The 13613-nt window shown below is 47.6% G+C and carries 9 protein-coding genes; 2 read left to right on the forward strand and 7 right to left on the reverse strand.

Annotated features, from left to right (window positions below; all coding sequences use genetic code 11):
- Positions 1-45: 45 nt before the first annotated feature.
- Positions 46-723, reverse strand: coding sequence for a TetR/AcrR family transcriptional regulator (locus BGP75_RS21365; RefSeq protein WP_076720956.1), 678 nt, complete (start codon positions 721-723; stop codon positions 46-48).
- Between the two features lie 43 nt (positions 724-766).
- Positions 767-1975, reverse strand: a complete 1209-nt coding sequence (serB, locus tag BGP75_RS21370) for a phosphoserine phosphatase SerB (protein WP_076720957.1) — start codon at positions 1973-1975, stop codon at positions 767-769.
- Positions 1976-2400: 425 nt separating this feature from the next.
- Here serB and BGP75_RS21375 point away from each other — a divergent pair, with 425 nt between their 5' ends.
- Positions 2401-3075 carry a DedA family protein gene (locus BGP75_RS21375; RefSeq protein WP_076720958.1) on the forward strand — a complete coding sequence of 225 codons (675 nt, stop codon included), beginning with the start codon at positions 2401-2403 and terminating at the stop codon, positions 3073-3075.
- Here the strand turns inward: BGP75_RS21375 and BGP75_RS21380 are convergent.
- A complete protein-coding gene (locus BGP75_RS21380) occupies positions 3035-4786 on the reverse strand; it encodes a bifunctional protein-serine/threonine kinase/phosphatase (RefSeq protein WP_076720959.1) in 1752 nt (583 codons plus the stop codon). The two genes, BGP75_RS21375 and BGP75_RS21380, sit on opposite strands and share 41 nt — an antisense overlap.
- 197 nt (positions 4787-4983) lie before the next feature.
- Positions 4984-6459: a NarK family nitrate/nitrite MFS transporter gene (locus BGP75_RS21385; RefSeq protein WP_076720960.1), complete on the reverse strand. Its 1476-nt coding sequence runs from the start codon at positions 6457-6459 to the stop codon at positions 4984-4986.
- Between the two features lie 335 nt (positions 6460-6794).
- On the opposite strand from BGP75_RS21385, the gene BGP75_RS21390 reads away from it, so the two are divergent.
- Positions 6795-8087 (forward strand): nitrate/nitrite transporter, encoded by a 1293-nt coding sequence (locus BGP75_RS21390; protein WP_076720987.1) that lies wholly within the window; start codon positions 6795-6797, stop codon positions 8085-8087.
- 159 nt (positions 8088-8246) lie between these two features.
- Here the strand turns inward: BGP75_RS21390 and rnr are convergent, their stop codons facing one another.
- The 3 genes from rnr to secD all read right to left on the reverse strand — a co-directional run bounded on the left by rnr (position 8247) and on the right by secD (position 13582).
- Entirely contained in the window at positions 8247-10598 is a 2352-nt protein-coding gene (gene rnr / locus BGP75_RS21395; protein ID WP_076720961.1) for a ribonuclease R, read from the reverse strand.
- A gap of 184 nt (positions 10599-10782) precedes the next feature.
- Positions 10783-11712 carry a protein translocase subunit SecF gene (gene secF, locus BGP75_RS21400; protein WP_076720962.1) on the reverse strand — a complete coding sequence of 310 codons (930 nt, stop codon included), beginning with the start codon at positions 11710-11712 and terminating at the stop codon, positions 10783-10785.
- A gap of 4 nt (positions 11713-11716) precedes the next feature.
- On the reverse strand, positions 11717-13582 hold the full coding sequence (secD, locus tag BGP75_RS21405; protein ID WP_076720963.1) for a protein translocase subunit SecD: 1866 nt from the start codon (positions 13580-13582) through the stop codon (positions 11717-11719).
- Positions 13583-13613: the final 31 nt, after the last annotated feature.

A 13613-nucleotide genomic window follows, 5' to 3' on the forward strand; every position in this document is an offset into this window, starting at 1 on the left:
GCGAATCCGGCAATGCTCGATCCTAAAAGAAAACTGAACAACAGGTCAAGTTTTTTGCTTACTATACGACGACGCATCAATTCCACAACCTTTAAATATTATCTGAACCACCTGCTCAGACACACAGACAAAATGCTCTTCAGACAGCGCCTTTTGATTCATTAGTCCCAGCACCTGAGCCTGATAGTCGGCGTAATGCTGCGTGACAGACCAAATCATAAAAATCAGTTGCACCGGGTCAATTGGATCCATCTTGCCGGCATCAATCCAGCACTTAAATACATCCGATTTATGGGCCAACCAGGCTCGCTGCTGCTCAAAGCAATACTCTTGAAGGACCGGCGCCCCCCTTAGCACCTCACCGGCAAAGATCTTTGAAAGCTCTGGTCGATCCCAGGATAGCCTTAGTTTGGCACAGATATACTCCCTGAGTACTTCCGCCGGATCATCTTCAGCAGTTATATTTTCAAGAGTACAGTTCCACTGCTCCATAATACTCAGTAACAACTCCTGATACAGATCGCTCTTACTCGGAAAATAGTAGTGGAGCTGAGCCTTTCCCAAGCCAGCCGCTTTTGCGATAGAACTGGTGCTGGTGCCCTTAAAGCCGTTGAGAGCAAATGCCTTCTCAGCAGCAGCCAATATTGCGGCCTTTCGTTCACGGCGAATACGCCCGGTATTGACTGTTTTCTTGGGCTTGTTTTTACTCTCATCATCGGCCATGCATACACCTTGAGATCCCAGAAACAGGATTTATCAATAGCTCCTAAACAACTGTGTCTCGGTCTCTGAAGCCGATCAAATAAAGAATGCCATCTAATCCCAGCGTGGAAATTGCCTGCTTCGCACTCTTTCGGACAAGAGGCTTTGCCCGAAAAGCGATGCCAAGTCCGGCAATACTAAGCATCGGTAAGTCATTGGCACCATCACCAACGGCGATTGTCTGCTCAAGCCTCACCCCCTCTCGCTCTGCGATTTCACGTAATAACTGAGCCTTGCGCTTACCATCGACCACTGTCCCGGTAACCCTACCGGTCACTTTGCCATCTTCAATTTCCAGCTCATTGGCATAAACGTAATCAAAACCAAGCTTACTCTTCAGGTAATCCCCAAAATAATTAAACCCTCCAGAGAGAATGGCGGTTCTGTAGCCTAAACCATGAAGATTAGCCACCAGTTCCTCTGCCCCTTCGGTCAAAGGCAGTCTTTCGGCAACTTTGGCCAGTACTGATTCATCCAGCCCCTTAAGCAAGCCAACTCGACGTCTAAAGCTTTCGGTAAAATCGATTTTACCTTGCATAGCTTCTTCGGTAATTGCCGCAACCTGCTCACCAACCCCTGCTTCTTTGGCCAGCTCATCGATAACCTCAGCTTCAATCAGCGTTGAGTCCATATCGAAAACAACCAGCCGGCGGTTACGACGAAAAATATCATCCTTCTGGAAAGCAATATCCACATCCAGTTCACTGGCGGCCTTCAGAAACTCCTCTCTAAGCGAGTCAGAAGGCGCTCCCCGCACCGAAAACTCAACACAGGACTTGGTTCGATCAGAATCATCGCCCAAATGAACCCGGCCAGACAGACGACTGATATTATCAATATTCAGACCATGCTCGGCGGCAATATGAGTCACCTTACTGATATGATCCGCACTGACTTTACGGGCCAGTAAAGTAATGATATGACGTGCCTTTCCTTGTCCCTCCACCCATCTTTGATAGTCTGTTTCAAGTACTGGATCAAACTTAGTGTTCATGCCCAGTTCATGCATTCTAAACAGCACGTCACTCAATACAGGAGATGACTCCGCTTCTTTTGGAACTTCAATAAGAATGCCTAAAGAAAGATTGTCATGAATAACCGCCTGCCCGATATCAAGAACAGTGACCTTATACTTGGCCAAAATGCGGGTGATAGTGGAGGTAACGCCAGGCTTGTCTTCTCCAGCGATAGTGATGAGTATAATTTCCTTCACAGACCTATACCTATTGGACTGAGCTGCCATTGGTGCGCTGTCGCATCAGGATTCATTAATAGAGCATCCTCAAACAGAATACTCTATTAATACAATCTTCAATCAATACAGCGCTCGATTAATATTGTTATTAATTAGTACAGAAGTTGACTAATACAATTCTCGCTACTGATGACGCTTCTGACATACCATATTTCTAAATCCAGTATTGCTGAGGTGCTAAACACCGACTCAACACCCAAAGCGTCTATACAATGAAGCAGCGCTATTCTACCTGCATGAGGTTACAATCGTTAGCCCCATACTTAATTTCCAACATGGACATGTACTTTAATCATTAGCGTTAGCACCACCCTGAACGAATCAGGTTAGCAGTTGCTCAAACATACTATTCCCAATCAGAGGAGCAAAGACCGGTCATAATTATGCCTGAATTGATATCCGATCTTATTGAATGGCTGAACCTGCATCCTCAGTTCATTACCATAGCCATTGCATCGCTAGCATTTATCGAATCCCTGGCCATGGTAGGCATAGTGGTTCCAGGAATTTCATTGCTGTTTGCTACTGCAGCATTAGCTGGCGGCGCAAACATATCTCTGGTCTATTGCCTGCTGGCAGCCATGGCGGGAGCTTCTACCGGCGACATATGTAGCTTCTTTCTTGGCCGTTACGCACATCCATGGGTTCTCGATCACTGGCCTTTTAAACAACATCCGGAATGGGTAGTGCGTGGTGAACTCTTCTTTGGCCGATACGGGATTTATTCCGTTGTAATTGGTCGATTTATTGGCCCGATCAGACCCGTTCTTCCTTTTGTCGCTGGCATGCTGTATATGCCTCCACCCCGGTTTATCATGGTCAATCTGCTGTCTTCCATGGCCTGGGCGCCCGTCTATGTTATGCCAGGCTATCTAGTGGGCAACTCCGCACTGGAGTTATCTTCTAAGGAACAACCGACTATGGATTGGATAAGTGGTGAACTGATAGGCATTGCGATAGCAACCACTTTAATCGCTGCTGTATTTATAACGTGGTTGATACAACGAAGATCAAAACCTATGACTGGGAAAACAGATAAAGAAGCAAAAGAAAAGTAATAAACCAAAAGCCTGATAACAGCTTCCAGAACAGCAGACGACTGGTACTGCTTTCAGTCACAGGATCAACTTTGAGAAATTCGGGATTCGGCTGGGTCAGATCCGTCATCAGCTGCTCGATAGTCCGATACCGCTGATCCAGATCGAAAGCCACCCCCCTTTCCAGCGCACTGTCAAACCACACGGGAATCACCGGGTTATGCAAAGCAGCACTCTGATACCTTAGACGATCATAATCAAAGGCTGTTCGGCACTCCTCTACGGCCGGACCGTAGGGCAACGTGCCAGTAAACATCTCATAAGTAATGGTGGCCAGAGCGTATACATCCCCTTGCATACCCGGATTCTTACCCAACAAATAGAGCGGATCAGAATAGCTTGCGGTACCCAACGCCCCTTCATGAATCAGTGGTCGCTGCAATTCTGCCAAACCTGCTACATACACCGATCCAAAATCAACAATGACAGCCCGCTGTTCTTCCGTAATCAAAACATTAGCCGGTTTCAGATCCTGATGGATAGCCTCATTATCATGGAACGCCTCCAACCCTTTGGCTATCTGCTTCACGATTGCGATAGCTGCTTTGGGGCTGACAGGCTGATGCTGCTCAATCCAGCGATCCAGCCCTTCTCCCTGGACAAACTCCATCAGGTAATAAAGGCAGGTTCGAGGTCGTGCCTGGCGAATTATCTGAACAACATTTTCTCCTTTTACCCGACTGCCAATCCATTCTTCCTGAATGAAACGATCGATATAACTGATATCGTCCTCAAAATTGAGCGAGGGAGTTTTCATTGCAACCTCTTCACCCGTCTCAGTGTCACGGACCAGATATAGCTGACTACGACTGGAAGCAAACAGTTCTCGAAGGATTTCATAGCCATCAACCCGCATCCCCGGTGCCAACTCTGGCGGGAAAGGTAAGCGAGTCAGTTTCACACTGTAATCATCCAGACTTTCTTCGGGTAGCTGATTAATTCGTGCAACCACCGCGCTGACATTATCATCGCTGTCATTAGCCAATGCTGTATCGACCAACTGACGACTGATTTCTTCAGCACTTTTCTCCTGGGACAATATTTCCCTGATTTGAGACTCATCGATAAAGTCATGCACGCCATCGCTGGTCAGCAGCAGGACATCCCCCTCCTCCAACGGGACGCGCCCATAATCTACATTCAGACGATTATCCATTCCCAGAGCTCGAGATAGAGTCGCTCTGTTCTCATCAAGAACCGCAGTATGATCGCGAGTTAGCTGTGACAACGCGAGCTCTCCCGATTCATCACGATGAAGCCGGAAGATACGACTATCCCCAATATGGAAAAAGTGTGCAGTTCGACTTTTAACAACAATCGCACTGAACGTTGTCAGATAACCTTTGCATTCCGTCGCGAATTCATGACTTTTTCGGTAAAGACGAAGATTTATAGTTGAGAGGATTTTTTCTCCACAGTGCCCTGCGGACCAGGTATCAGGAGTCTGATAATATTCATCGAGGAATCGGGTAACTGCTGTATGACTTGCATCCTTTCCAGCCTCTGCGGAAGAAACACCGTCAGCAACGACCAAAACGACGCCTTTGCTCTGGCTTAAATATGAGTCTTCTGGTACATGCACACCGGCACAGTCTTCATTCTGTGACTTACGACCTGTCGCCGTAAAATAACCCGTATCCATTTTCAGATTATCGGTCAACGTTTCGATCATGCAGAGACTCCTTTAAGGGAGCTACCCTAAACGGCGCTCCCTGCTTAAGCTGTTAAATTGACTAACAGCCAGATTGAGCTATACAGATTACCACCTTACAAATGAAAAGCGGCCCTATATAAGAGCCGCTGACGATGAGGTCCAGTTCAGGTCGATTTAAGACTCAATACGGGCCCCACTTTGGTAAATCCAAAGGATTAACCTACATCGATCATCTCAACAGTACCATCAGGAAGAACCTCAGAGATCTTGCCTTTTGGCTCATTCAGCATCATTGCGATAAAGAACACAATGGCCGCAGAGGCTCCGATGATCATAAAGAAAGTACTGTACTCGACAAAGCTCAGGATAGTGAGATAAGTTACCGCACCAACATTACCGTAGGCACCGGCCATACCGGCAATCTGACCAGTCATACGACGTCTGATCAGCGGAACGATAGCAAAAACAGCGCCCTCACCTGCCTGAACAAAGAAGGAACAGGCCATAGTTGCCAATACCGCAGCAGGAATCCACCAGCCTGAATCAATCTGGCTCAAGACAAAGTAGCCAACGGCCAAACCACCAATCAGAATCATCAGCGCCTTACGACGACCAAACTTATCAGAGAACCAGCCACCAGTAGGACGTGCCACCAGATTCATAAAGGCAAAGCCTGAAGCCAGTAAGCCTGCTTTAACCGGATCTAATCCTTCAAAGGTTTCCAGGAAGAACAAAGGCAGCATGGACACAACGGCCAACTCTGAACCAAAGGTAACAAAATAGGACCAATCAAGAATAGCAACTTGCTTGAATTCATATTTTTCCAGCTCAGAAACACCGCTTCTCAGATGATCCTTGTTTACCTTCCAAATCTGGCTGGTTTGGTATACATAGAGTACTGCCAGAACAATCCAGATGCCGTACATTGCCGTTTCGGTTAACAGACCAACACCTGCGGGAGATAGTTTCCAGGCCAAGACCACCAATGCGACGTACATTGGAATATTCATCAACAGGTACATATAGAAGTCTTTCCAGCTGGTGACTTCCAGACCACCTGACTTCTTAGGCTTGAAGTAAGTTGAACCCTTTGGAGTATTTCTTGCCACCCAGTAGTAGAAAATACCATAAAGACCAGCAACAACCCCCGTAGTGGCCAACGCATAACGCCAACCGTCTTCACCACCATAGATCAACGCCAGAGTCGGCAGGCTCATCGCTGCAGCGGCAGAACCGAAGTTACCCCAGCCACCGTAAATCCCTTCAGCAATACCAACACTTTTATGAGGGAACCACTCTCCAACCATACGAATACCGATAACAAAACCGGCACCCACAAAGCCCATCAGGAATCGCATGATTGCCAGCTGTTCGTAGGTCTGAGCGAAAGCAAACGCAAGACAAAGAACCGATGAGATAATCAGCAAGCCGCTGTAAATTTTACGTGGGCCAAACTTATCCACCAGGATACCGATCACAATTCGTGCGGGAATGGTCAAAGCAACGTTAAGAATCATTAACGCTTTGACTTGCTGACTCGTCATGTCAAACGCTTCTTTCATAAAGACCAGAAGCGGTGCGTGGTTAAACCACACAACAAAGGTCAAGAAAAAAGCAAACCAGGTAATGTGGAGTGTTTTTATCTTCGGATCGCCTACGGCGAAGAGGTTAATTTTATGATCTGTAGACATGGTGCCTCCAATCGATCTTGATCATGTGGAAACTAATAATCTGGAATGCACAAAGTTTCTCGCTTTCACTCTCAGGAAAGTTTGATCTTGGTCAAGTATAGAAACTAGCTATTGACGTATATCAAGGAGAGGATCAATCAGTTTTTATTAGCAGATTCTTTACCACCTAGGCCTAAAAGATTGCCTATAACTCAAGCAGTAGAGCCACTACCTCTTAATAGGTAGCCTAAAAATCAGCTCTTCAAGCAACAGCAATCTAAGCAGGACAGAATCCATATACCTCCTTATGAAATTCTATTAAGGTGGCCATCAAAGAGCAGCAGAAGGACATCAGCATGAGCATAGCATTGCCCACTAGCGGAGCCAGTAAAGCCCTCACTATGGCAACACTGGCCTTCGCAGCAAATTTCTCAGTGTGGATTCTCTACGCGGTATTTGGGCTTGAGCTTGAAAAAAGCATGGGATTATCCGCAACTCAGCTAGGGGTCTTTTTTGCAGCGCCAATGCTGACAGGAGCTCTGGTACGAATACCCGCTGGTATTTTGGCAGACCGCTACAACCCCAAACACCTCTTTACTGTTCAAATGCTACTGGTTACTCCCGCCCTGTTTCTGTTGCCTTTAGTCGACAGTTACGATCTCTATCTGTTACTGGGACTCTGGATTGGTTTAAGTGGTGTTTCTTTTACTCTCGGCATTCGTTATGTCAACGATTGGTTTGAACGCAACCGCCAGGGTACAGCAATGGGGATTTTTGGCGCAGGCAATGCTGGAGCTGCCATTACCCTGGTTTTGGCACCGATATTAATCAGCCACTGGGGCTGGAGCAGCATAGGGCCTGTTTATGGCGCAGGCATGATCCTGACCGCCCTGTTGTTCGCAGGATTCGCGCCGTCGCGAGCAACCAACATCCAGACAGCCAGTCAAATACCAACCAACCCGGACAACAATCCAGACCAGAGCCCGATTTTTATGCGCCTGCAGGTCTGGCGCTTTGGACTCTACTATTATTTCGTGTTTGGTAGTTTTCTAGCACTAATCATGTGGCTGCCCCAGTACTATACACACGCTTATCAGTTATCACCCAATCAGGCAATGGCCTTTACCCTGTTTTTTGCCGCAACTTCCAGCATGGTGCGAGCCTTGGGAGGGTGGTTTGCAGACCGCTACGGAGGCAGCACCGTCAATTGGATGGTGTTCTGGGTTTGCCTGGTCTGCCTGTTTTTTCTCAGCTACCCCTCAACCACCATGACCATTCACGGAGTTCATCAAGATGTTCATCTGAAGGTCGAAGTGAACCTGTGGGTTTTCACCCTGCTCATCTTTATTATTGGTATCGCCCAGGGGTTTGGCCGCGCCAGTGTCTACAAGACAATTCATGACCATTACCCTCAGCAGATGGGCAGCGTCGGCGGGTTTGTCGCCGCCATAGGAGCGTTAGGGGGCTGCACATTACCTATTGTATTTGGCCTGGCGGTGGATTTTGCCGGTTTCTATAGTGCCTGCTTTATGGTTCTTTACAGTGTACTGGCCTGCTGCATGATCGCCATGTATTTTGCCAATAAGAAAGACCGTTTCCGAAGCCGGGTCAGCTATGCTCAATCCCACAACTTTTTGGATAGTGACTGAACAGCAGACAGATTTATACAGACCTGCCTGCTGGGAGTATGACTCTCTAAGGGGAAATAACACTCAAGAGGAATGTAACACTCTATGGAAATGTAATTCTCCAACGGTTTAAGAGTTTAGGACGGTATGAAGGAGCTCAGACAGGGTAGCCGTCGATCCCTAACGAGCTCCACGACCTTTCTTTGATTTCCGACGACCAGATTTACTGCCCTTCTTGCTTCCTTTTCCATTGGCCTGCACCAGTTCAAAATCAATTTTGCGCTCATCCAGGTCCACCCGAACAACTTTGACCTGAAGCTCATCACCCAGTCGATAGACAGTGCGGGTTCGCTCACCAACAAGGCGCTGCTTAGCCGCATCAAAGTGATAATAATCTCCCGCTAAGGCGGTCACATGAACCAGACCTTCAACATAGATCCCTTTCAACTCGACAAACAACCCAAATGCAGTGACGGAGCTAACAACTGCTTCAAAATCCTGTCCTATGCAATCCTGCATGAATTCACATTTCAACCAAGCAATAACCCCCCAAGTGGCCTCATCCGCTCGTCGCTCAGTCATGGAGCACTGCTCGCCCAATTCGGCCATCATCTTGGCATCGTAAGGGTAACCCTGCTCCCATGTTATCGATTGCGCTCCTTTGACTCGCTGAACCGCATCCTTAGGCCCTTTGCTACCAATCATTCCTCGCACGGCCCGGCTTACTGCACCTTCACTCTTTTGAGAGCGGATAACTGTGCGAATCAGTCGATGTGTCAGCAGATCCGGATAACGACGTATCGGTGAGGTAAAGTGGGTATAGGCAGGATAACCCAGCCCAAAATGCCCTTCATTTTCCGGGGTATAAACCGCCTGGCTCAGTGACCGCAACATCATCGTCTGTATAACATGCGCATCCGGCCACTCCTTAACCTGCTCCAGCAATTGCTGGTAATCCACTGGCTGAGGCTTGTCCCCCCCGGTTAAATTAAGCCCAAGCTCTCCCAGATAAGCACGAAGGCTTTCCAGCTTCTTCGACTTTGGCCCCTGGTGAACACGAAACAGGCCTGGCTTTTTCAGCTTTTCAACAAAACGAGCCGTAGCAACGTTAGCGCATAGCATGCACTCTTCAATAAGCTTATGAGCATCATTACGAACAACCGGAACAATCTCTTCTATTTTACGATCCGGACCAAATACAATACGGGTTTCAGTCGTTTCAAAGTCAATAGCACCACGCTGCTTACGCGCTTCTTTTAAACTCTCATAAAGCCAGTTGAGTTCATATAGATGAGGAATAATGTCAGCGTACTGCTGACTGACTTTCATGCCCAGCTCTGATTCGGGCTGTTCTAACAAGGCACCAACTTGAGTGTAAGTTAAGCGTGCATGTGAGCGAATTACCGCTTCATAAAACTGATAGCCGCTGAGCTTCCCTTTAGCACTGATCGTCATCTCACAAACCATGGCCAAACGATCAACATTGGGGTTTAACGAACAAAGTCCATTGGAAAGAGCTTCTGGCAGCATGGGGACAACATGTTCAGGAAAATAGACTGAATTACCACGTCTAAGTGCCTCCTGATCCAGAGCCGAATTCGGCTTTACATAATGAGAGACATCGGCAATAGCCACATATAGCCGCCAACCACCACTTTTCTTACGCTCACAGTAGACCGCATCATCGAAGTCCCTGGCATCTTCACCGTCGATAGTCACTAACGGCTTATCCCTCAAATCAATTCGATAATTCTTATCCTCTTCTGCCACTTCAGCACCGAAACACCCCGCTTCCTCCAGCACACCCTCAGTCCAGCTGTTGGGAATATCATGATTGCGGATCGCCACCTCAATCTCCATGCCCGGGGCCATATGAGCTCCCAACACTTCAATGACACGCACTCTCGGCCGGTTACGAGGGCCAGGTTGCTGAACAACCTCAGTCAAGACATAGTTACCGTGATCCGCCCCCAGATCATCCTCAGGAGCAACCACAATATCCATGTTAATTCTTTGATTTTCGGGTACAACGAACCCTACGCTGCCCTCACGGTAAAAGCGCCCGACCAACTGCTGGGTATTCCGCTCCAGAACCTCAACAACCTTGCCTTCCAAACGGCCGCGACGATCCATTTCACCCGGACGGACCAACGCTTTATCGCCATCAAAAAGCTTACGCATCTGGCGATTATGTAAATAAATATCTTCACTGCCATCATCAGGCGTCAAAAAACCGTATCCATCTCGATGACCTGAGACACGACCGGAAATCAAATCCATTCGATCCACCAGACCATAACCGCCACGACGAGTGTGCATCAACTGCCCATCCCGTTCCATCGCTCGTAAGCGTCTGCGTAAAGCCTCTATCTGCTCCTCGGTAACCAACCCCAACTCAGTGCATAACTGGGCATGAGAAAGCGGACGTCCTAACTCAGTTAGCTTCGACTGAATAAACTCGCGACTTGGGATTGGGTTTTCGTAATTATCCGCTTCACGTGCGGCAAAAGGATCATCAGTTCTCAGGGCCATGTCAGTATGGGCTCCTTATGCTTCGACCCATATAAAGACTGTTGTCGAAGAGTGTTAACAATAATTACAGCTGTCTGTAAACAGCTAACAGAGTATAAGTATTCAAATTATAACTATCTAATCTAAAACATAAAACGCCGGCACTTGCCGGCGTTTTGTAGGTGTGCCTTACTAGCGTAGCAGATCAGGGACGCTCTTCCCCTTCGACTTCGACTTCTTCTTTAACTGGTGGCATCAAATCTTCGCGAGTCACATTCATCATCAACAAGACGTTGCTGGCAACATAAATAGAGGAATATGTCCCCACCAGAACACCAATCATCAAGGCTGTCGCAAACCCATGAATCAACTCTCCTCCGAAGAAGAATAGCGCTAAAAGCACTAACAAAGTCGTCAATGATGTCACCAAAGTACGACCTAAAGTCTGAGTCAGCGATAAGTTGATAATTTCTTCAGAGCTGCCTTTACGCACTTTGCGAAAATTCTCTCGGATTCGGTCACAGACAACGATAGTATCATTTAGAGAGTAACCAATAACTGCCAAAACAGCAGCCAACACTGTTAAGTCAAAATCCAGCTTCAATAATGAGAATATACCCAGCACGATAAGAACATCATGAGCCAGCGCAACCACTGCTCCTACCGAGAATTTAATCTGGAATCGGAATGCAACATAAAGCATAACGATACCAAGGGCGAGTAACATCCCCAACCCACCCTGCTCACGCAGTTCATCTCCAACCTGAGCTCCGACAAACTCCGAGCGGCGTAACTCTACGGGCTGATCCGCCCCTTCTCGTAGAGCACCAAGAACTTCATCCCCTAAGGTAGAGGTATGATCTTGTGCAAGACGAACCAGAATGGAAGTGGGTGAGCCAAAGGTTTGCACCACCACGTCCTCATATCCGGCTTTATCCAGGGTAGCGCGAATCTCATTCAGCGGTTGCGCTTGTGAATATTCCACTTCAACCAGTGCACCACCGGTAAAATCTAACCCGAACTGCAATGAGTTAAAGGCCAGAGAACCAACTGAAACAATCAGAACAACTAAAGAACAGATCGCTGCGATCTTACGCAGCCCCATAAAATCAACAATTTTAGCTGTGGTAGTCATCGTCTTACACCTCCCAGCCAATAGACAACTTCTTCACTGCACGTCCACCGTAAATAAGATTAACCAATGAACGGCTCACCATAATGGCTGTAAACATGGAGGTAAGAATACCGATTGACAATGTGACAGCGAACCCTTTGACCGGCCCGGTGCCCACAGCAAAAAGAATCAACGCCACCACCAGTGTGGTGATGTTGGCATCAAAGATAGTTGAGAATGCACGCTCATAGCCCGCATGAATGGCTGATTGCGGCGGCATACCATTTTTGAGTTCCTCCTTGATCCTGGAGAAAATCAAAACGTTAGCATCTACAGCCATACCGACTGTCAAAACGATACCTGCAATCCCTGGTAACGTCAGCGTTGCCGATAACATCGACATTACCGCAACCAGAATGGCCAAATTCAATGCCAGCGCTATATTCGCCACAACGCCGAACACCTTGTAAAAGACCAGCATAAACAGCAACACCAGGGCAAAACCAATCTGAACAGAAGTCACACCCAGATCGATATTTTGCTGCCCCAGACTCGGCCCAACCGTTCGTTCCTCAACAAAATAGATAGGAGCTGCCAAAGCACCAGCACGCAACAACAAGGCAAGTTCAGTTGACTCCCCCTGACCATCCAGACCCGTAATACGGAAATTGTTACCCAGCGGGGACTGAATCGTTGCTAAACTGATGATCTTCTTCTCAACATAAGGGATGCGCTTCTCGACTTCGACACCATCCACCATTTCATAGCGAGTGCGGCTTTTATGCTCGATAAACAGTACAGCCATTCGACGCTTAATCGCATTGCGGGTAATACGATTCATCATCTTCCCGCCTTTGGTATCCAAAGTAATGGAAACCTGTGGCATACCATTCTCATCGAAGTTTGCCTGAGCGTTAGAAACACTACTACCGGTTATAATAATATCTTTTTCAATCGTGGCAGCGGGGCGACCTGGCTCGCGAAATTCGAAGGTCTCAGTATCGCTTTTGGCAGTATCTGTTCGGGCTTCAAGACGGAATTCGAGATTGGCTGTCTTTCCCAAAATACGTTTTGCTTCAGCAGTATCCTGTACACCCGGTAGTTGTATAACAATTCGGTTACGCCCCTGGCGCTGTACCAAAGGTTCAGCAACACCCAGCTCATTAACCCGGTTTCGAATGGTGGTGAGGTTCTGCTTGATCGCATAATCTTCGATATCACGGACACTGGATTCAGTCAGACTGACCCCTAACAGGAAAGTATCGTCAACGTCTTCTGGTGTCAGTAAAAATTCAGTGAACTCACGACGCAGCAGTGATCGAGCTTCATCCCGCTCTTCAGCACTGCGAAACTTAATGCTTAAACTACCATCAGCTTTAGAATTAACACCTCGATAACGCAACTTTTCACCGCGTAGCAGCGTTTTAATCTCGCTGACATAAACATCCAGACGCTGTTTTAAAGCAGCAGCCATATCCACTTCCATCAAAAAGTGAACACCACCACGCAAGTCCAGACCAAGCTTCATCGGCCCAGCCCCCATAGAGGCAAGCCAATCCGGTGTGGTCGGAGCCAGGTTCAGAGCAGTTACATATTCGTCTCCAAGCGCTCTGCTCACTACCGCTTTTGCCTGTAACTGTTCATCGCTGGAAGCAACACGGATCAACAAATTCTTGTCAGTGACCTCGGCACCTAAACTCTGAATACTGGCCTTATCCAAAGCTCGTTCCACACGCCTTAGCAGAGCCTCATCAACTGTTGTCGTCGTATTAGCCCCAGAGACCTGTACCGCGAAGTCGTCAGGATAAAGATTAGGTGCAGCATAGATTGCGCCGATCAGCAGCACAAAAACGATGATGAGATTTTTCCACAACGGGTATTTATTGAGCATGCCGATGCCCTGATTCTGATTGCCAGACTCC

This window comes from Motiliproteus sp. MSK22-1 (genome assembly GCF_001968815.1).
Classification (GTDB): Bacteria; Pseudomonadota; Gammaproteobacteria; order Pseudomonadales; family Balneatricaceae; genus Motiliproteus.

Bases quoted from the DNA above. Each gene is read 5' to 3' on its own strand.
- BGP75_RS21365 (WP_076720956.1), bottom strand. From the start codon at position 723: ATGGCCGATGATGAGAGTAAAAACAAGCCCAAGAAAACAGTCAATACC.
- BGP75_RS21375 (WP_076720958.1), top strand. From the start codon at position 2,401: ATGCCTGAATTGATATCCGATCTTATTGAATGGCTGAACCTGCATCCT.
- BGP75_RS21380 (WP_076720959.1), bottom strand. From the start codon at position 4,786: ATGATCGAAACGTTGACCGATAATCTGAAAATGGATACGGGTTATTTT.
- BGP75_RS21385 (WP_076720960.1), bottom strand. From the start codon at position 6,459: ATGTCTACAGATCATAAAATTAACCTCTTCGCCGTAGGCGATCCGAAG.
- BGP75_RS21390 (WP_076720987.1), top strand. From the start codon at position 6,795: ATGAGCATAGCATTGCCCACTAGCGGAGCCAGTAAAGCCCTCACTATG.
- rnr (WP_076720961.1), bottom strand. From the start codon at position 10,598: ATGGCCCTGAGAACTGATGATCCTTTTGCCGCACGTGAAGCGGATAAT.
- secF (WP_076720962.1), bottom strand. From the start codon at position 11,712: ATGACTACCACAGCTAAAATTGTTGATTTTATGGGGCTGCGTAAGATC.
- secD (WP_076720963.1), bottom strand. From the start codon at position 13,582: ATGCTCAATAAATACCCGTTGTGGAAAAATCTCATCATCGTTTTTGTG.